An 18,814-nucleotide genomic window follows, 5' to 3' on the forward strand; every position below is an offset into this window, starting at 1 on the left:
TGCGTGGGAGATGCCGGCGCCGAATCGAGCCCGCACCGATAGCGTCCGAAGTAGTTGTCAGACCCTGAACTTCTCGACTGATCGGACTAACTCGATGACCACTCTCGAACCAGACACCACGGCCGCGATCACGGCGACGGTTACCACCTACCTCGACGCCGTGGCTCGCGGAGCGTCAGCGGACATCGCCGCCCTCTACGCCGAGAACGCGACGCTCGAAGACCCGGTCGGCAGCGAACCCCGCGTCGGCAAGGCCGCGATCACCGAGTTCTACGGCGCTCTCGAGGGCGGTTCGCAAGAGACGGAACTGCTTACCTTGCGGGTGAGCGGATCCAGCGCGGCCTTCCACTTCCGCGTCGTCACACCGGTGGGCGATCAGGTCTACGAGGTCGAACCGATCGACGTCATGACTTTCGACGAGGACGCCAAGATCACGAGCATGCGCGCCTTCTGGTCACCGGCCGATCTGATTGCACGCTGATGCGTCAGGTCAGTTGCCGCAACTGCGGAAACCGTGTCCTCGTCGAGAAGTACAGCGAAGCGCACACCAGCGTCCAATGGCTCGAAGAGTCGCAGGAAGTGTGCCCGGAGTTGGGTCGCGCGAACAGCCGTGCCAACGCTCAGCGGACGTGTGGCGCTCTGCGCCAGACGATCAACGACCTTGCCGACGCCGGTGAGCTGGAGATGAGCCTGCGCAGCTACCCGGTGCCGGGCAAGCTGTCCTGAACGCTTCCGCGTAGCATTTCGGCGAACATGCGCGCCGATTCCAGGTCGTCGGCGTTCGGCCGCCCCTTCCGGATACCGCCGAACGGCTTGAACGGGAGATAGGTATCCCACGCACGGGACGAGAAGGCTGCGACCACATCGAAGCCCTTCTGTTCGAGCAACTGAACCAGTGGACGCGAGAAGCGATGAATCCCCTTGTCAGGAAAACCACTGGTGGCGAAGACAAAAGCCTTGGATCGCCGTTCTTCGGGGAGTGCCTCGACGAACGAGCGTAAATCTGCGTGGTACGAGCGTAGGTAGATGCCGGAGCCGAACCCCACGAGGTCGTAGTCGGCGAGCTGCGCGGCGTCGATGTCACCGGGCTCGACCACGCGAGCATCGAGAACTTCTCCGATGACGTCGGCGATCAGCTTCGTATTGCCATGGGAGACAGAGGTACACACGATGATTGCTTTCATCGGCTGAGTTCTCTCATTTTGGACATACGCATCCCTCCGCCTGGTTTGTCACTGACAGTTCCAGGATAGAGGCCCCGGCGAAGCTACGGAGAAGGGTGGCGATGGGGAATGATGCCGGTATGTCAGCAAGGTTGAAGGGACGAAGACGTGCGGTGAACGCGCTGCTCGTCGACGTCGAACGATGGGCCGCTGAGCACGATGACGTCAAAGCTGTAGCGCTGGTCGGGTCCTACGCGCGCGGCGCGGAGCGTATGGCGAGTGATCTTGATCTGATGATCCCGGCCGACGACGCGAACGCGCTCGCAAATGAAGACTGGTTCGACCGGCTCCGCCCCGACGCGCGATTCATCAGAGCCGCCAACTGGGGGCCAGTCCGAGAACGACGCTTCCGCCTACGGTCCGGCCTCCTCGTCGAACTGAATTTCGCGAGCGAGAGCTGGGCCGACCTTCCGCTCGACGCGGGCACTCGACGCGTCCTCGAAGACGGCCACCGAATCCTGTACGACACCGGGCCTCTTCGCGTCGCTACGAGCGCGGGAAGAACTGCTCGATGAGCACCAAGACGGTCTTCGAGACCTTGGCCGCCGAAATAAACGCGCTGCGCGGCTCTCCCGTCGTCGCGATCGACGGCGTCGACGGGAGCGGCAAGACGACATTCACGAAAAGTCTTGCAGCACAGCTGAATGAACGCCCCGCCATTGTGATTCACGTCGACGACTTCCTCAATCCGCCGGAGATTCGCCATCGCAGAGGTCGGCTGTCACCGGAAGGCTTCTGGCTCGACAGCTACGACTACGACGCCCTCGAGCGTCATGTTCTCGCCCCTCTGAGACCGGGAGGTAACCGCGAGTACCGACCACGACGGGACAGCGACGCGTACTTGCATGCAGCCGACGGAGCCGTAGTCCTCGTCGAGGGACTCTTTCTGCATCGGGACGAATTTGCTTCCCGATGGGACTATTCGATCTTTCTCGACGTGCCCTTCGAGATCACCGCCGAGCGAATGAACCTTCGCGACGGAACGAACGCGGATCCGGAACACCCGTCGATGAACCGTTATGTCGGCGGCCAACGTCTGTACTTCGCGGCTGCAGAGCCCTGGACCCGCGCGGACAGTGTCATCGACAATTCAGACCCGAAACTGCCTCGAATCACGACACATGCCGCCCACTAGAGTTGGCAGTCCGCATCGCCGGCCCCGCGTTTCATCGGTGCGCTGTGGATGTGAATTGGAAGGTTGCGGCATCCACGATCTCAGCGGGCGTGATGTCGATTTCGCCGTTGAGCCAGGCCGTCACCAATTCGGCCAGGCCGCCCACGAACAGTAATCCGTTGATCTCACCCTGATGGGGAGGCCAAGCTCGATCGCCGTACAAGAGCGCAGCCTCGTCGGCCACCATCTGCGCGAACCCACGCAGCGCTCCCCGCCGGTGAGTGCGCAGCGGCTCGTAAGCCACCGACTCGACCATCGCGACACGCCCTTTTCGAGGATCGTCCGTCAGGATGTTGACGAACGAAGCAATGGCGCTCCGCACGCGCTCCTCCCGTGTCCCCTCGGTCGTTCGGAGTGCAGCCATTCCGGCCACGCGCACCTCGTCGACGATTCCGTCGAAAACCTGCTGGAGGAGTTCGTCCCTGCTGGCGAAACTCTCGTAGAAATATCGCTCTGTCAGCTTCGCATGCGCACAGATGGCGGTCATGGTGGCACCCTGCCTGCCCGCGGCCGCAAACACGTCCAGTCCTGCTGCGAGCAAGCTTTCACGCCGAAGCGCGGCCCGCTGCTCACCACTCAGACCGGCATATCGACGGGGTGTGGGAGAAGCCATGAGTCGATCTTGACAGACGACGCGACTGTGACGCAGACTACCCCCATCTGACAGGCGCCACTGTCAGATGCAAACGGAAGGCAGGTACGTGATGTCGAAAATCCTGGCCGCTCCACCCATCCGGTCGCAGTTGCGTCCCATCTCAGGCAACTCGGGACTACCCGGAATAGGGCAAACTTTCGAATACATCCGCGACCCTCTCGCTCTGATGCAAAAACGCTGGGATCGTTACGGCGAAGTCTCGTGGTTCTCGATGGCCGGTAGACGATGGGTCGCAGCCCTCGGGCCCGACGCATGCCAAGAAGTTCTCCAGAACAAAGACCGCGCTTTTGTCAACAGCGACGGGTGGTCAGTGCTCATCGGTCCCTTCTTTCACGGGGGTCTGATGCTTCTCGACTCCGAAGAGCACCTACGACAACGACGCATCATGCAACAAGCCTTCACGAGATCGCGTCTCGAAAAGACCGTGGACGTGCTGAATCCCGCGATCGCCTCCGCGCTCGACGCCTGGACTCCGTCCGATGGCTTCCGCGCCTACACCGCTCTCAAAGCTCTCACACTCAACCTCGCGACCGACATCTTCATGGGCGGCGCGGAAGGGACCACTGAAAGCGAAATCGACTCTGTGAAAAAAGCTTTCGTCGATTGCGTGCAAGCTGCAACCTCGGTGATCCGTTATCGAGTTCCCGGCACCAGATGGAAGCGCGGCCTCGACGGGCGCCGAACCCTCGAAAACTTCTTCCGCCGCTACCTACCTGCGCGCCGTTCACGCGAAACCGACGACCTGTTTTCCGTTCTCTGTCACATCGAATCAGACACCGGACAGCGCTTCAGCGACGGCGAGGTGATCGATCACATGATCTTCCTGCTGATGGACGCACATGACACCTCCACCATCACCATCTCGACAATGATGCAATATCTCGGCCAGAATCCTCAGTGGCAGAACAGATGTCGGGCGGAATCACTCGCACTGAGTACGTCGACGCCGAGCTATGCCGAACTCGACCAACTCGCCGGCTTGGACCTGGTGATGAAAGAATGCCTCCGACTCGTCGCTCCCGTGCCGGTCATGGCTCGCCGAGCGGTGTGTGACACCCAGATACAGGACCACTTCGTACCCGCTGGGACCTACGTGTCAGTGGTGCCACATTTCACTCACCACATGCCGCAGTACTGGCCCGACCCCGAACATTTCGATCCCGAACGTTTCGCGGACCACCGACGTGAAGACAAGGTGCACCGGTATGCCTGGGAACCGTTCGGTGGAGGCGTGCACAAATGCCTCGGCATGCACTTCGCCGGCGTCGAAATCAAAACGATCATGCACCACCTGCTCACACGCTTCGATTGGCAGGTCGCGCCCGGCTACACCGCCCCTCTCAACTACATGTCCTTGCCGTTCCCCTCCGACGGACAGCCGATCGATCTGAAACCACTCACGACTTCTCATGACCGGTAGCGACCGAACAGACGTCAGGATCAACTCGCACATGACTACCGGCACAGACGCTTTCGAAATCCAGAGGAAAACATGAGCACTCGGCCCGCCCGAAACCGGCATGCACGCGCTGCTCCGAAACCAGAGGTCGTCTCAGCGGCGGAGTTCCTACTCGCAGAATCCGACGCCCATGTCTTCCGTCGCCGCTATCTCGAACTGCTCACCCACACCACAGCGCCGGATGGCGCAACCGTCACGGACTACACGGTCGCCGAAAGGTATCTACTCAACTCTGCAGCAAAGAGACGTGCTGCGCGGCGCCCGGCCACTCCTTAGCCACGATCGCCGGTCGGGCAGCGCTCGCGGCGAACGTCGAGAACATCGGTACGGGGTTCACGAATTCGTCTTGGGGTAACGACGAAGAATAGAGTGCGCTGCCTGGGTGACGGTGGTGCGATCGTAGGTTTGCACGAAGTCGAAGGTCCGCTCGAGATCTGGACCGTTGTCATGAAGATCTCGCGCCGACAGCATCGCCGCATGGTGTGGTCCCAGAGTGACGACCGTCCACTCGTTGACGAGATCATCACCCGGGTCGAGCGGTGCGTGTTGAACTTTACCGTCGAGCATCACGGACAGTCCGACACCGTAGACACCGGCAAACCCTACGGTATCGGCGAGGTGACGCCACCGTGCTGTTGTGGATGCGGTGAAATGCTCGGCCTGTTGAAAGGTGCCCAGAACAAGCATCGAGGAACCCGATGTGGCGGCTTGCGCTTCGAGAGACTTACTCAGTTGGATCAACAGACGCTTGGTACCGCGCCGGATCCGGCTGTGAGCAGACACGATCGAGTAGGGAGTGCCCACGTCGGGGATGGGATCACTCCACACCGGACTGTCGGGCATCGCGACGACCGGTTCGGACAACAGTGAACTCGGATCGTCGACTGCGGGATACAACTCACCCGTTCCGTATGTGGCTCCGATGGTGATTGCGGCAAGACGGGACGATTCCGAGTCGACACCCTCGGCAAGGATAATCGCGTTCGATCGCTCGACGTAGGCGCCGAGCGCGTGCACCGTCGTTCCGACTTCGAAATATGCTGCCTTGGAAAGTAATTCAGCGGAAGTGATAATGATGTCGGGTTCGACCAAAGACAGAAGTGTCGCCGAGTGCCTGTCGATGCCGACACCGTCGAGTGCAATCAGACGCCCGCCCGCGCGGGCTTCTCTGATCACTGCCAGAGAGTTGTGGGGATCGGTAAGCACCGATGCGCTGTCAACCGTGATGACGATCCGTTGCAGATTTCTCGTCGCTCCTTCGACACCAGGAGCGTTCAGAGCTGCCCGGGAAGCCGAGTCGACTGCCACCAGCAACGGCAGGCGATCCGCGACGGTGCATGCGAGTGCAGTACGGGACATGGCCAGTTTGTGACTGTCGAATTCCGAGCGTTGCTGCATCAATTGCGAGGCGCGACGAAGGGCATGCGCCGAACACAGAGAGGAATTGTCAGGCCCACGCAATTGCAACTCGGCGCCTGCAAGTGCGTGGTCGTCGAGGCGGCGTATCGGTGCGAACTGCATGCTTACTTCCAGACCAATCACATCGGAGAACTGGGTGATCGGAGAATTCGACGATGTCGAACCGTTGCTGGTGTCATACGCCATGGTGTGGCTCTTCACTACGAGTCGGGACCACCAAGCGTTCATGCGGCCGGACGCGTCGATGGCAGCGCCGGCTGCTCGACACCGAACGAGACTACCGCAAATCTCGGCGCAACCCGGTGACGACAACCTGATCCCGCGCCGCAAAGTGCACATCGACACGCAGATCAGACCAGATACCAAGTCAACGCGTATCGAGCACTGCTCACTTCACATCGTTCGTGGGAGTTGTTTCCGGCTCAAGCACCGAGAGCATCAGCAGTCGACGTGGCATCGCCCGCAATGAGTTCGGAGGCGCCGAGAGCCTGAAAGATCATGGAGACCGCTCGCGTCGGGGCAAACAAGCGAATGCGGTTGTTGCCACGCCCCGCAGCATCGACAACGGCATTCGCCACTCCGGACGACATGAAGGTCACGCCGGAGAGATCGACGTGAATATCGGTTCCGACCAGGAGAAGTCGGTCGAGCGCGTGCACCAATTCCACCCGCTGACCCATGTCCAATTCTCCGGCAAGTCTCAGTACCGCATACGAAGGGGTGTAGCTTTCCACGTCGATACTGTACCGATGCCCTTCTCGGCCGGCGCTGTCAAAGAGATCGAGAACATTTGCAGCTGAAGAACGTTCGTTGATCGTAGTCATGAAAGCCTCTTGTCTGGACTCGGCGTGCCCCACCGCCCGAATCAGCGATGAATCACTGTGCGTCGGATAACCAACCGTGTCGGTCACTGCGTTCCAGACGAACTCTGCCACCGGCAGGTTTCGCCGACACAACCACATCTATAACGCTAGGGTCTCGAAAACGTCACAGCGCGATATCGCACTTTTGGCGCCACCCCCGACGCACTGAACCGCTACCTCGCCTGGCCCCCGACGTGCCTGCGGGGCGACGTCTCTGCGGCGTCGACCACTGGCTTTCTCGCTCATCGGGAAGGTGGGTTCGCCGCACCACCATTCCGCAATACCTTCTGTGACATGGATAACATTGTCGACGTACTCGTCATCGGATCGGGCGCTGCCGGATCGGCCGCAGCGCTCCAAGCGCACGCCGACGGCGCATCGGTCGTGATTCTGGAAAAGAGCGGACCTGATTCCGCGGGCGGCAACACTCGACTGTCCGGCAGTGGATGGTTCGTCAACCAGGACCCCGCTGCCGCCCGAACCTTCCTGCGTTCGTTGAACGGGGAGTTCCCCGTTGCCGAGGACGTCATCGATGCCTGGGCCGAGAACACTCACGGACTGTCCGACTGGATCCGCAGTCTGGGTGCAACTGTAGCGATGACCGGCGATTTCCATTCCGCGGCAGAGTTCGCCGAACTTGACGGAAGTTCTTGTTACGCAGGGATGGACACCGTCGAAGGGAAGATGGGCAATGAACTTCTCTACCGGTTCCTCGTCTCCGCTCTCGCTGAACGCGGCGTCACAACACTATTCGACACCGAAGCCACCGGACTGCTGACGGATGAATCCGGAGCGGTGACCGGAGTCGAGATCCGTTCGGGTGAAAAGACTTCGCAGATCCAGGCACGCCGGGGCGTCATCCTTGCCACCGGAGGATTCGAAGCAAATCCGACGATGGTGCGCGACTACTTGCGTCTGGAGAATCCGAAGATCTGGGGCTCACCATCGGCAACCGGCGACGGTCACCGCATGGCACAGGCCGTGGGCGCCGATCTGTGGCACATGAACAACATGATGACCATTACGGGAATTCCCGGCGACCTCGAGAATCCGACAGGATTCTTCCTCGCACTGTGGAACGCGCACAACTATGTGTTCCTCAGCCGGGAAGGTAGACGCTTCACCGACGAGTCAGCCGAAATGCGGCATGGTCATGTGTTCAGAGAGGGTTCTTACCAACACTTTCCGGTGCAACCGATGAACGTCGTCTTCGACGAGACGATGAGGTTGGCCGGACAGCTGAGCCCCGGCCGCGACGCACTGCCCGTCGGCCACAGGGTTCTCGACGAAGGGTACGAGTGGAGCTCGGACAATCAAGCCGAGATCGACAAGGGATGGATCCTAAAGGCGGACACGCTCGCCGAACTCGCCGAGAAACTCGGACTGGACCCAACAGTCGTGGAAACGAGCGTGCGACGCTACAACGAGGCGTGCGCGGACGGCATCGACCATTCGTTCGGCCGCAATCCCGAAACTTTGGCCCCGGTGGCTACCGCTCCGTTCTACGCCGTCTCCGGGTCGCCACTGCTGGGATGGAGTAGCGGTGGGCCGCGCCGCGACGGTCATTCCCGCGTACTCGATACTGCCCGCAATCCAATTCCTGGCCTCTACGCCGCGGGCGCGGTCAGTTCCACCTACAGCGCGGCGAAGGACGGCGGATTCCACATTGCCGACGCCTTCGCATTCGGCCGTGTCGCCGGGGCCCATGCCGCCGCGCGTAAAGCTTGATATCGCCGGCCTTTCGACTGACTAGCCACGCACGATTACGTGGCTGGTCAGTTGTGGTCGATCGTCACGCAGATGAATCCTCTGCGCCGGATGAAACCGGGATTCGTACCGGGACGCTATCGCCTCGGCCGTCCCGTAATAGCTCACATCGCGCGGACGTCCCTTCGCACGCCGCAAGGACTCGTCGAAGCTTGCTTCAACCCAGATTCGTAGGTCGAACTGATCTCGCATCAGTCCGCGAAAAAGCAGCACTCCCTCGACGATCACAATGGCGCGATCCGGGACTCGTGGCTTCGACACCACCGATTCGTCTGTCTCCGGATCAGTCGAGACGTAGGAGATTTCGGTAACTTCGGCCAACCGTAGCGGCACCATCACACGGCTACTCAGGTTCGAATAGTCGTACGCATCCTCGAGATACCCACGCACCGTGTCAGGATCTTTGTTCCGTACCGCTTTCGCAGTCGAGAACTCGTCCCCATGGATCATGATGAAGTCATGGCCCGACTTCGAGATACCGGCAGCCAACTCGTCCGCGATCGTCGATTTTCCGGAAGCCTCGATTCCCGAGATCCCGACAAAAGTGCGTCCGGCCCGATCTTCGTGGCAGCGCACGACGTGCTCGACTAGAGAACCCGAATCATCCGCGCCGAAGGTCTTCTGCCGATTCACACCCGAGCAGCCTTGACCTCGTCGAAGAACGCGATGACGGCTGCCTCGTTCTCCGGCGGAACAGTCAGCGATGCCCGTGGACCCGCTACCGCGATCGAGTCGTCGGCGAGCCTGTTCCCGATGGTGAGTTTCAGTCCCGACTTCGACGGTTTCGCCTTCACCGCAATGTGTTCGACATGCCAACGAGCCACTTCGCTCGTGCTCGCGGCGGTGCGGTCGAAGACCTCCACCGTGCGGTGGTCGAGGACCATCACGATGTTGGTCCCGACGGTGACTTCCAGATAGCGCCGTTCCGCCACGGTGTACGCCTTTCGGTTAGGTGAAACCGACGCTACACACCGTGGCGGAACTCAGCGTGTCAAAACCTCAGCTGTTCAAGATTTCAGCTGTTCAAGATTTCAGCTGTTCGAAACCTCAGCGGGACGAACTTCCTGCATCCACCGGCAGGGCGACCGACGTGATGTAGCGAGCCTCGTCGGAAGACAGGAACAGAGCAGCGTTCGCTACGTCCACCGGTTCGATCCACGGAATGGCGAGCATGTTCATCGTCATCGCTGCGGCAGCAAATTCTTCGCGCGTCGGGTTCTCGAGATCGGGGCGGAACTTGCCGCGCACCAACGGGTTTTGAATCATGTGGGTGTCGACGTTGGTGGGATGGACCGTATTGACGCGTACGTTGTGCGGAGCCAGTTCCTTTGCCAGCGAACGCATCAGACCAACGACTCCATGCTTGGCTGCGGTGTAGTGCGCGACTCCGACCAGCCCCCGAAGTCCGGCGATGGAGCTTGTGAGTGTCATCGATCCCCCGCCCCGCGCGATCAAGTGCGGAGCCGCGACGGTCGTGGTGTGCCACACGCCAGTCAGATTGACGTCCAGCATGGTCTGCCACATCGTTTCCGACATGGTCAGGGCCCCGTCGGAGGACGTGATACCAGCTGTAGCGCAGACGATGTCGAGACCACCGAGCGTTCCGACGGCCGAGTCCACGGCACTGCGTAGTGCCTCGAGATCCCGAACGTCCACTACCGCAGATTCGACCTTTCGCCCCAGCGCCCGGATCTGCGCCACTGTCTCATCGAGATCGGCCTCCGTCGCGGGCGGCGTGACTGTGGTTTCCACCGAAGTGCACACGTCGACCGCGATGATGTCCGCGCCCTCTTCGGCAAAACGCACGGCCTGAGCCCGCCCGATTCCTCGTGCCGCACCCGTGATCAGCGCGATCTTGCCTTCCAATCGAGAAGTCATCAATTCACACTTTCTGGGTCAGGCCGGCGTCGACAACCAACTGACAGCCGGTCATGTAGCGGGACTCCGCGGATGCGAGAAACAGGACCGCATTACTGACGTCCACCGGATCGACCCAGGGAACGGGCAGCAAGTTGCGAGCGCTGAGCACTGCAGCAGCGTCTGCTTCGGTGGGATTCTCGATGTCCGGGCACAGGTTCGCGAACACTCGCTCGTTGATGATCATCGGGGTACGTACCGAACCCGGATGCACGGAGTTGACGCGGATACTCTGCGCCCCCAACTCGTTGGCCAGCGTTCTGGCCAGGCCCACCACGGCATGCTTGGCTGCGCTGTAATGACTTGCTCCGGCAATACCTTTGATTCCCGCTGTCGAGCTGACCAGAACGACGGATCCACCGTCGCCGAAGTGCGGAACGCAGGCCTTGACGGTGTGCCACGCCCCGGTCAGATTGACGTCCAGCGAGCGGTTCCACACTGCAGGATCGATGGTCCACGACGGTCCCGGCGTGTCGTACACACCTGCATTCGCGACCACGACGTCCAACCCGCCGAGTTCGGTAACGCACTCGGCCACGACGGCGGCCAGACCGTCGAAGTCCCGAATATCCGCCACACCGGTCACCGCGATACCGCCTCGATCACGCACTGCCTGAGCGGTTTCCGCCAACCCCGATTGTGCCTGTTCGACATCCAACGCGATCACGGACGCGCCTTCCTCGGCGAGCCGCTCACAGTGTGAGCGTCCCATTCCTCCGGCAGCACCCGTCACGAGTACCCGCTTGCCCTCCAGCCGGCTCATGCGTGCACCGTGCTGTTCAGTTCGAAGCCTCGGTATCCCGCTGCTGCCACGTCTGCACAGATGTCGGAGTAGACACCGAAGCCTCCGATGAAGGGCATGAATATCCTCGGCTTTCCCGGGATGTTGGCTCCCATGTACCAGGAGTTCGCGGATGGGAACAATGTTGCCGACGCCCGGCGTGAGCACTCCTCGAGCCAGTTGTCCACGGCTTCGGCACTCGGCTCGATGGTGTCGATGCCCGCCGAATCGAGGTGGTTGATCGCGTCGGCGATCCAGTCGACGTGCTGTTCGGCAGCGAGAATCATGTTGGACAGCACACTCGGGCTGCCCGGCCCGGTGACGATGAACAGGTTCGGGAAGCCGTGAACTCCCAAACCAAGATAGGTTCTCGGACCCGCATGCCAGTTCTCTCGCAAGGTCTCGCCGTTGCGGCCACGGATCTCGATGCGATCGAGTGCCCCGGTCATCGCATCGAAGCCGGTGGCGAACACCAATGCGTCGAGTTCGTAGTGCGAGTCGGTCGTCTTGATCCCGGCCTCGTCGATTGCCTCGATCGGTGCGCTCTTGAGATCGACCAGGCTCACGTTGTCACGGTTGTAGCTCTGGTAGTAGTCGGTGTCCGTCACGATCCGCTTGGTCCCGATGGGGTGGTCGTTCGGGATCAGCAGGTCGGCGATGGCCTGATCTTCGACCACCGATCTGATCTTGGCCTCGGCAAATGCGGCCGCCGTCGCGTTGGCGTCGATGTTGCTGGTCTGGTCGGCGAAGGTTTTGGCGAACAGGACACCGCCGAGCTTCCACCGCTCCTCGTAGGCCGCGTTTCTCTCGGCCTCGGACACCTCGAGCGCGCTGCGAGGATCCGAAACGAACGGAGATCCACCGCCACTGCGCTTGGACAGCGCTCGACGCTCGGCGTAGTCGGCCTTGATCTCTGCGCGTCGTTTGTCATCGAGAGGCGTGTTTCCCGCCGGCACACTGTAATTCGCGGACCGCTGGAACACGAAGAGGTGATCGGCCTGCTCGGCGATCAACGGAACGGACTGGATGCCCGACGATCCGGTGCCGATCACTCCCACTCGCTTGCCGGTGAAATCGACGCCCTCGTGCGGCCAGAAGCCGGTGTGGAAGACCTCACCGCCGAAAGTCTCGCGACCTGCAATGTTCGGAACGTTCGCGGTCGAGAGGCTGCCCGTGGCGCACACCACGAACCGCGAGGTGACGTCATGACCACCGTCGGTGTGCACTCGCCACGTCGACGAGTCCTCGTCGAACTGTGCGCTCAGGACACGGGTATCGAAAGTGAACCCACTGCGTAGGTCGAAGCGATCGGCGACGTGATCGAGGTAGGACAGGATCTCCGGCTGCGCGGCGTACTTCTCGCTCCAGTCCCAATCCTGTTGCAACTCTTCGGAGAACGAGTAGGAGTAGTCGAAACTCTCGACATCGCAGCGTGCGCCCGGGTAGCGGTTGAAGTACCACGTGCCGCCCACTCCGGAGCCCGCCTCGAAGCCGTGGACACGCAGCCCCTGCTCGCGAAGTCGGTGCATGGCGTACATGCCGGCGACGCCGGCGCCGATGACTACGACGTCGAGTGGTGCGGTGGAGAAGTCAGGATCGGTCATGGTGGCCACGCTACGAGTGGGTTGAATGGTAGAGGAACAGGTTCTCCCGCTGGGTGGGCGGAGCCTCCACCCCATGACACTGGGTGGGCGGAGAGCACTGTGTCCACCGATTGGGGGACAGCGATGTCGTCCAGCACTCGGACCCGTAGGTGGACAGACCCGAAGGGATTTCGGGGCCATAGTTGTCTCATCACAGAAACACACGGTCACCGAGACCGACAAATCGAGGAGAACATGATGAGCACCAACACAATTCGACCCGAAGCACTTTCCTTCTCCGGCCTCAGCATGGCAGCTCTGGTTGCCCGCTCCGCCGGTGCGAACACGGTGAAGTCGATGACCGACACATCCGTCACGACGGCGATGATCAGCAATTCGGGTCGCGGGGCCCTGTATCTGGTCGACGCATCCAACCCGAACGGCGACTGGGTCGTCCCGCCGGCGGACTACATCCTCCCCAACATGAACGTGAACGTTGTGGCCACGAGCAAGAACCAGAACGACTTCCCCATCGTGCTCACGTACCGCTCCGACGACGGTGGAGTGTTTGTCTTCAGTGCCACCAACTCGAAGACCAGGGCGGATGCCGGCGGTACGTACGCCCCCGACAGCCACGACGTCACGGTGACGATGACCTCGGGTTACCCGGCCATGAACGTCACGTACGTGCTTCGGTGACGCTTGCTCACTCCAACAATCCCTGCCGCATTGCAGCGGCGACGGCGGCGCCTCGATCGTTGACTCCGAGTTTCTCGTAGAGGCGCTGCACGTGGGTTTTGACGGTGGAGGGCGCAAGAAAGAGTTGTGAGGCAATGGCCGGGATGCTGGCGCCCTGCGCGATCAATCCGAGAACCTCACGTTCGCGGGCGCTGAGCGTCGGACCGGACGGTTCACTACGACGCCGAACCTCTCCTACCAATCCGACGGCGATACTGGGCGGCAACACATCTCGTCCCGCAGCACAGTCGAGCACGGCACTCACGATCTCGGCGCGAGTGGATTCCTTCGGCAGGAACCCGGCAGCACCGGCTTGCAGGGCCTGGTACACGACAGACGATTCGTCGTGAGCGCTGAGCAGAAGCACACGCGTCGGAAGCTCGTCTCGAACGACTGCGGCGGCGACCTGAGTTCCATCCAGGTGCGGCATCCGGAAGTCGAGCAGCGCGACCTGCGGGCGTAGTTCGCGGATCATTGCGAGCGCTGCTGCGCCGTCGTCGGCCTCGCCCAGGACGTCGATGCTGTCACTGCCGGTCAGAGCCCGAACCACGCCCTCACGGAACAGTGGGTGGTCGTCGCCGACCACCACGGAAACCTTGCCGGCCAGCGGCTTCGTGCCTTCGCGCATTGCTCACTTTCTCACGCCCGTACCAGCAATGCGAGCACTTACGCCTCCCCCGATCGGGGGACAAGAGATTCAACCCCGCGACGGCCCCGTCGGCGGACATACTGCATCACTCATTCGCGACAAGATTGATTCATCGCCGAGAACGGCAACCACACACCATCCCAGGAGCAGACATCATGCGTACCAACACCACTCGCTTCGTAGCAGTCACCGCAATCGCCCTCGCTGTCGGCGGAACCGCACTGGGAACCGCAGCGATCGCCAACGCCGGCACCATGCCCACCGACGGCCCGACGGTTGCCATGACCATCACCAACAACACCGACAACCCGATGCTGCTGGACAGCGCGTCCAACCCCTACGGACAGTGGATCAACGGCCCCCGCTCCTACCTGGCCCCGCACACCACCGAGATCGTCACCGCCTACAGCAGCGATCCCCGCGGTATCGGTGTCGACGTCACCTACAACGTCGCCGACGGCGTCCAGACGGTCATGGCTGCCAACAACTACGTCGGCAACCCCACCCTCGACGGGACTCGCATCATCGGCGACCCGACGCACGTCATCCTCACCGACTACATGGCCACCGGCTACCCCACGATGAACGCCTCCTACGACGTCTTCACGCAGAACTGAACCAAGCGTTGATGCAACCACGAACTTGATCCGCTACGGCCCACGACCCGGTATCCGCATGGATGTCGGGACGTGGTGTGCGCTGACCAGCTCAGACGCGTTCGACCAACACGCAGCGGGCGCCACTGAAGATCGTGGGCATGCACTTGTTGCAGTGGATGCACAGTGATTGGGTATCGGATTCGGCCGCGATCCTATTGATCAGATCCGGTTCTCTGAGCAGCGCCCGTGCCATGGCGACGAACTCGAACCCTTCCGCCATTGCGGTATCCATGCCCGCTTTGTCCGTGACACCCCCGAGCAGCACGAGCGGCAACTTCACCGCAGCACGAATCTGCCGAGCCTCTTCCAGCATGAACAACGGCTTGTACGGATAGGTATGCAACATGCTCTTCCCCACCAACTGCACACCGAGTCGAACAGGTTGCGGCATCGCGGCGGCGAACTCGCGGATCGGCGCATCGCCCTTGAACAGGTACATCGGGTTGAGCAGTGAACTGCCCATCGTCAACTCGAGCGCGTCGACGCTTCCGGATGCTTCGAGCCACTGCGCCACCTGGATTGCTTCGTCCACCCAGAATCCGCCTGGCACACCGTCGTCCATGTTCAGCTTGGCCAAGATCGCGATCTTGTCACCGACGGCATCGCGCACACTGCGTGCAGTTTCGAGTACTACGCGAGCCCGGTTCTCCAGCGATCCGCCGTAGGAGTCCTTACGACGGTTGAGTTTCGGGCTCAGGAACGAGCTCGCGAAATAGTTGTGACCGAAGTGGATCTCGACGGCGTCGAATCCTGCCTCGACGGCAAGTCGCGCAGCGCTCCCGTGCGCCGCCGCAATTCTGGTGATGTCCGCTGTCGTGGCAGTGCGAATCATCCTCATGCTCAACGGATTGAACGAACTCGACGGTGCCAGCGCGGGCAGTCCGGTCGACTTCTGATTCGCCACGGGACCGGCATGGCCGAGCTGCGCCGACGCAGCAGCACCTTCGGCGTGAATGGCATCGGTGAGCCGCCGAAGCCCGGGGAGGGCATCGGGTCGCATCCAGAGCTGGCCGTATTCGGTGCGCCCTTCCGGTGCGACGGCGCAATACGCGACGGTGGACATCCCGACTCCGCCGGCGGCTGGGCGACGATGGAACTCGATCAGCTCGTCGGTGACCAGGGCGTCGGGAGTTTTGCCTTCGAATGTCGCGGACTTGATGATTCGATTTCGAAGGGTCACCGGGCCGAGCTTCGCCGGGGCGAGCACGTCGGGAGCAGTGGTCATCGAGTTTGCCTCTCGCGGGAGTTGTTTGCAGGACGGTAGATCGATGGCCCCGAGCCGGCTAGGGCCCGTGCCACGGAGCGGGAAACGGCTTCAGCCCGGCCGAGAAGGCCGGGCTGAAGTCGTCATTGCCGTTCAGACGCGTCCGAAGTACGCATCCTTGAGCACTGCCAGGTCGTCGATGTCCTTGGCATCGGCGTCGAGAACCACCTTGCCGATGTCGAGGACCGTGACATGATCGGCGACGCTCATCGCGGCCTCGACTGCCTGCTCGACCAGTAGAACAGCCAGGCCGGTTTCCTTGAGTTGTTGGACGCGGTCCATCACCTCACCGACGATCACGGGAGCGAGACCGCCCGAAGGTTCGTCGAGAAGGAGCAACCTAGGCTGCGCCATCAGCGCTGCGCCGATCGCGAGCATCTGCTGCTGACCGCCCGACATGGAACCGGCGGGAAGCGAACGCTTCTCCCCCAGGATCGGGAACATCTCGTACATCGATTCGACGGATTCCATAAGCTCGCCGCGCTTTGCCTTGCGGGTGTACCCGCCCAGCAGGAGGTTCTGCTCGACGGTCTGCTTGTGGAAGACCCGCTTGCCCTCCTGCACGTACGCCATCCCCTGTCGTACCCGTTTGTGCGCGGGGACTCCGGTGATGTCGGCGCCGTCCATCTCGACGGTTCCGAAGGCCACCTTGTTGAGGCCGGACAGGGCACGGAGCGTGCTCGTCTTGCCTGCGCCGTTGCGTCCGAGCAGGGCGGTCACCTGACCGGGATAGACGTCGAACGAGACATCCCAGACGACGCGCAGATCGCCGTACCCGGTCTGCAAGTTTCGGACCTTCAGAATCGGTTCCATCACTTCACCTCACTGGTCTGATGGTCTACCGCGCCGATTTCTTCGAGAAGTGCTTCTTCGTCACCGGACTTGACTCCGAGGTACTCGCTCAAGACGCGTGGGTGATGTTCGATGGTTGCCGCATCGCCGGTGGCGATCACCTGCCCTTGCGCCAGCACGACTATCTCGTCGGCCAGCGAGAGGACGAGGCGGAAGTTGTGCTCCACCAACACCACTGTCGCCCCGGCATCTCGCAGTACCCGGATCAGATCTGCCAGGCGTTCGAGTTCGTCCTCGTCGAGTCCGGATGCCACCTCGTCGAAGAGGACGACCCTCGGTTCGGCGATGACGGCGCGAGCAACCTCGAGCATGCGACGCATCCCCAGGGGCAGCGACGTCGCGATCTCGTTGCGCAAGTGCGACATCCCCACGAGTTCGAGGACACGCTCGGCCTCGACGATGTCGGCCTTCGCGATCCTGCGGAAGCTGGGCAGGCGAAGCACAGCCGACGCCATCGACGCTCGGTGCACCGAATAACGTCCGGATGCAACAGCTTCCAGAACCGTGATGTTTTCCGGAATCGTCGGAGTTTGGAACGTGCGCGCCACACCCACGCGCGCCACCTTGTGCGGCGACGACTGCGAGACCACCGTGTCACCGATCGTGATCACGCCCGCATCTGCGGTGTAGAAGCCGCAGATCATGTTGAGCATGGTCGTCTTACCCGAACCGTTGGGCCCGATCAACGCGGTGACCTTACCGGCCTCTGCGGTCAGGGTTGCCGCATTGAGCGCCTGGTTGCCACCGAACGCTTTGGACACTCCGTCGACCACCAACCGTGCTCCGTTGATCGGCGCCAGTTCCGTTGTCCCACAGCTGTTTTCCTTTGCGGTGACTACGCCCAGGCCGGCCTTGCGATCGAGTTTCGAGACGATCGCTCGCCCGACCTTGGTCAAACCCCCGGAGAGAAGCACACCGCCGATGATCAGGAAGCCGCCGTAGAAGATCAGCGAATACTCCTGGAACGCCGTCGACTGGTTGGGACCGAGCTGCATGATCGCGGCACCGACCACGGCGCCGTACACACTTGCCGCACCGCCGAGGATCGACGCCGCCAGAACTGCTGTGGCAAAGGTGAACCCGAAGGCTTCCGGCGAGATGAACAGGTCGGTGTTGGCGAACAGCGCACCCGCCAGACCGGCGGGGAACGCACCGATGGCATAACCGAGCAGCTTCATCCGGAACACCGATACACCCTGCGACGACGCCAGAACCGGCGACTGCTTGAGCGTGCGGAACGCGATGCCGTGCCGCGAGACCACCAGGTTACGCATCACCGCGAACCAGAGCACGGTCACGACGACGACCACCATGTAGTACTGCTGGGTGTCGAGTTCGGAACCGAAGAACGTCGGCGGCTCCATACCGGTGAGGCCGTTTCGGCCGCCGGTCTTGCCACCGAAGATCGCCAGTACGTCCGGTACCAGCAGAACCAGGAAGAACGACGTCATCGCCAGGGACCAGTTGCCCAGGCGCAGACCGGGAACACCGGTCAGGATTCCAACCGCCAGTGCCACTGCTCCGGAGGCAGCAAGCTGAAGCAGAATGTCGGTGTGACCTGCCTGGGACATCAGACCCGCGGTGTAGGCACCGGCCGCGTACATCGCTGCCTGGCCGAGTGCCAGTTCACCGGCAAAGCCGAGGCTCAAGTTCAGGCCACTGACCACAAGTGCCAGGATGCAGGCCAATTGAATCTGACGTGATGTCGACAGGTCGAGTCCCATCACGGGCAGCAGCAGGATCACCACGGCCAGGACGAGTGGGATGATCCAGCTCGGTAGGGAACGGAAAGTCCGCCACGCACTTACCAT

At 61.8% G+C, this 18,814-nt stretch carries 22 protein-coding genes; 9 read left to right on the forward strand and 13 right to left on the reverse strand.

Features of this window, described 5'->3' with window-relative positions; genetic code table 11:
* Positions 1 to 94 precede the first annotated feature (94 nt).
* Entirely contained in the window at positions 95 to 481 is a 387-nt protein-coding gene (locus tag PCS43_RS18545; protein WP_209907908.1) for a nuclear transport factor 2 family protein, read from the forward strand.
* Positions 481 to 726 (forward strand): hypothetical protein, encoded by a 246-nt coding sequence (locus tag PCS43_RS18550; RefSeq protein WP_007726731.1) that lies wholly within the window; start codon positions 481 to 483, stop codon positions 724 to 726. Before PCS43_RS18545 ends, PCS43_RS18550 begins: the two co-directional genes overlap by 1 nt.
* On the opposite strand, the gene PCS43_RS18555 is transcribed toward PCS43_RS18550, so the two are convergent.
* The gene (locus tag PCS43_RS18555) at positions 699 to 1,184 is read right to left on the reverse strand and encodes a flavodoxin family protein (protein ID WP_003944338.1); all 486 of its coding nucleotides are present in this window, start codon (positions 1,182 to 1,184) and stop codon (positions 699 to 701) included. The genes PCS43_RS18550 and PCS43_RS18555 overlap by 28 nt on opposite strands.
* Before the next feature lie 119 nt (positions 1,185 to 1,303).
* Here PCS43_RS18555 and PCS43_RS18560 point away from each other — a divergent pair, with 119 nt between their 5' ends.
* Together PCS43_RS18560 and PCS43_RS18565 are read left to right on the forward strand one after the other, a co-directional pair.
* Positions 1,304 to 1,738 carry a nucleotidyltransferase domain-containing protein gene (locus PCS43_RS18560; RefSeq protein ID WP_245361409.1) on the forward strand — a complete coding sequence of 145 codons (435 nt, stop codon included), beginning with the start codon at positions 1,304 to 1,306 and terminating at the stop codon, positions 1,736 to 1,738.
* Positions 1,735 to 2,358, forward strand: coding sequence for an AAA family ATPase (locus tag PCS43_RS18565; protein ID WP_042924159.1), 624 nt, complete (start codon positions 1,735 to 1,737; stop codon positions 2,356 to 2,358). Before PCS43_RS18560 ends, PCS43_RS18565 begins: the two co-directional genes overlap by 4 nt.
* A gap of 31 nt (positions 2,359 to 2,389) precedes the next feature.
* Here the strand turns inward: PCS43_RS18565 and PCS43_RS18570 are convergent, their stop codons facing one another.
* A complete protein-coding gene (locus PCS43_RS18570) occupies positions 2,390 to 3,010 on the reverse strand; it encodes a TetR/AcrR family transcriptional regulator (RefSeq protein WP_054827522.1) in 621 nt (206 codons plus the stop codon).
* A 91-nt stretch (positions 3,011 to 3,101) separates the two neighbouring features.
* On the opposite strand from PCS43_RS18570, the gene PCS43_RS18575 reads away from it, so the two are divergent.
* Together PCS43_RS18575 and PCS43_RS18580 are read left to right on the forward strand one after the other, a co-directional pair.
* A complete protein-coding gene (locus tag PCS43_RS18575; RefSeq protein ID WP_209907901.1) occupies positions 3,102 to 4,472 on the forward strand; it encodes a cytochrome P450 in 1,371 nt (456 codons plus the stop codon).
* A gap of 72 nt (positions 4,473 to 4,544) precedes the next feature.
* The gene (locus PCS43_RS18580; protein ID WP_003944403.1) at positions 4,545 to 4,787 is read left to right on the forward strand and encodes a hypothetical protein; all 243 of its coding nucleotides are present in this window, start codon (positions 4,545 to 4,547) and stop codon (positions 4,785 to 4,787) included.
* 57 nt (positions 4,788 to 4,844) lie between these two features.
* Here the strand turns inward: PCS43_RS18580 and PCS43_RS18585 are convergent, their stop codons facing one another.
* Together PCS43_RS18585 and PCS43_RS18590 are read right to left on the reverse strand one after the other, a co-directional pair.
* On the reverse strand, positions 4,845 to 6,116 hold the full coding sequence (locus PCS43_RS18585) for an EAL domain-containing protein (RefSeq protein ID WP_209907899.1): 1,272 nt from the start codon (positions 6,114 to 6,116) through the stop codon (positions 4,845 to 4,847).
* Between the two features lie 236 nt (positions 6,117 to 6,352).
* Positions 6,353 to 6,664 (reverse strand): STAS domain-containing protein, encoded by a 312-nt coding sequence (locus tag PCS43_RS18590; RefSeq protein ID WP_228232503.1) that lies wholly within the window; start codon positions 6,662 to 6,664, stop codon positions 6,353 to 6,355.
* Positions 6,665 to 7,087: 423 nt separating this feature from the next.
* On the opposite strand from PCS43_RS18590, the gene PCS43_RS18595 reads away from it, so the two are divergent.
* Positions 7,088 to 8,521: an FAD-dependent oxidoreductase gene (locus tag PCS43_RS18595; protein WP_054187130.1), complete on the forward strand. Its 1,434-nt coding sequence runs from the start codon at positions 7,088 to 7,090 to the stop codon at positions 8,519 to 8,521.
* Positions 8,522 to 8,542: 21 nt separating this feature from the next.
* Here PCS43_RS18595 and PCS43_RS18600 read toward each other — a convergent pair whose 3' ends face one another.
* The 5 genes from PCS43_RS18600 to PCS43_RS18620 form a co-directional block, all read right to left on the reverse strand.
* Positions 8,543 to 9,193, reverse strand: coding sequence for a hypothetical protein (locus tag PCS43_RS18600; protein WP_003944437.1), 651 nt, complete (start codon positions 9,191 to 9,193; stop codon positions 8,543 to 8,545).
* Complete coding sequence (locus PCS43_RS18605) at positions 9,190 to 9,492, reverse strand: hypothetical protein (protein WP_007726715.1); 303 nt, start codon at positions 9,490 to 9,492, stop codon at positions 9,190 to 9,192. Before PCS43_RS18605 ends, PCS43_RS18600 begins: the two co-directional genes overlap by 4 nt.
* A gap of 115 nt (positions 9,493 to 9,607) precedes the next feature.
* Positions 9,608 to 10,438, reverse strand: a complete 831-nt coding sequence (locus PCS43_RS18610; RefSeq protein WP_270923080.1) for a mycofactocin-coupled SDR family oxidoreductase — start codon at positions 10,436 to 10,438, stop codon at positions 9,608 to 9,610.
* A gap of 4 nt (positions 10,439 to 10,442) precedes the next feature.
* Positions 10,443 to 11,240, reverse strand: coding sequence for a mycofactocin-coupled SDR family oxidoreductase (locus tag PCS43_RS18615; protein WP_007726713.1), 798 nt, complete (start codon positions 11,238 to 11,240; stop codon positions 10,443 to 10,445).
* Positions 11,237 to 12,862 carry a flavin-containing monooxygenase gene (locus tag PCS43_RS18620; RefSeq protein WP_070162101.1) on the reverse strand — a complete coding sequence of 542 codons (1,626 nt, stop codon included), beginning with the start codon at positions 12,860 to 12,862 and terminating at the stop codon, positions 11,237 to 11,239. Before PCS43_RS18620 ends, PCS43_RS18615 begins: the two co-directional genes overlap by 4 nt.
* Before the next feature lie 237 nt (positions 12,863 to 13,099).
* On the opposite strand from PCS43_RS18620, the gene PCS43_RS18625 reads away from it, so the two are divergent.
* Positions 13,100 to 13,540, forward strand: a complete 441-nt coding sequence (locus tag PCS43_RS18625) for a hypothetical protein (protein ID WP_047269511.1) — start codon at positions 13,100 to 13,102, stop codon at positions 13,538 to 13,540.
* Positions 13,541 to 13,547: 7 nt separating this feature from the next.
* Here the strand turns inward: PCS43_RS18625 and PCS43_RS18630 are convergent, their stop codons facing one another.
* Complete coding sequence (locus PCS43_RS18630) at positions 13,548 to 14,207, reverse strand: response regulator (protein WP_054827518.1); 660 nt, start codon at positions 14,205 to 14,207, stop codon at positions 13,548 to 13,550.
* A gap of 176 nt (positions 14,208 to 14,383) precedes the next feature.
* On the opposite strand from PCS43_RS18630, the gene PCS43_RS18635 reads away from it, so the two are divergent.
* Positions 14,384 to 14,845 (forward strand): hypothetical protein, encoded by a 462-nt coding sequence (locus PCS43_RS18635; protein ID WP_007726708.1) that lies wholly within the window; start codon positions 14,384 to 14,386, stop codon positions 14,843 to 14,845.
* Between the two features lie 91 nt (positions 14,846 to 14,936).
* Here the strand turns inward: PCS43_RS18635 and PCS43_RS18640 are convergent, their stop codons facing one another.
* The 3 genes from PCS43_RS18640 to PCS43_RS18650 all read right to left on the reverse strand — a co-directional run bounded on the left by PCS43_RS18640 (position 14,937) and on the right by PCS43_RS18650 (position 18,814).
* Complete coding sequence (locus PCS43_RS18640; RefSeq protein WP_042452220.1) at positions 14,937 to 16,112, reverse strand: NADH:flavin oxidoreductase; 1,176 nt, start codon at positions 16,110 to 16,112, stop codon at positions 14,937 to 14,939.
* Positions 16,113 to 16,244: 132 nt separating this feature from the next.
* Positions 16,245 to 16,964: an ABC transporter ATP-binding protein gene (locus tag PCS43_RS18645; protein WP_042452222.1), complete on the reverse strand. Its 720-nt coding sequence runs from the start codon at positions 16,962 to 16,964 to the stop codon at positions 16,245 to 16,247.
* Entirely contained in the window at positions 16,964 to 18,814 is a 1,851-nt protein-coding gene (locus PCS43_RS18650) for a branched-chain amino acid ABC transporter ATP-binding protein/permease (RefSeq protein ID WP_209911524.1), read from the reverse strand. The genes PCS43_RS18645 and PCS43_RS18650 overlap by 1 nt, the downstream gene beginning before the upstream one ends.

The organism is Rhodococcus sp. C-2 (genome assembly GCF_027854095.1).
In the GTDB taxonomy this organism is placed as follows: domain Bacteria; phylum Actinomycetota; class Actinomycetes; order Mycobacteriales; family Mycobacteriaceae; genus Rhodococcus_F; species Rhodococcus_F qingshengii.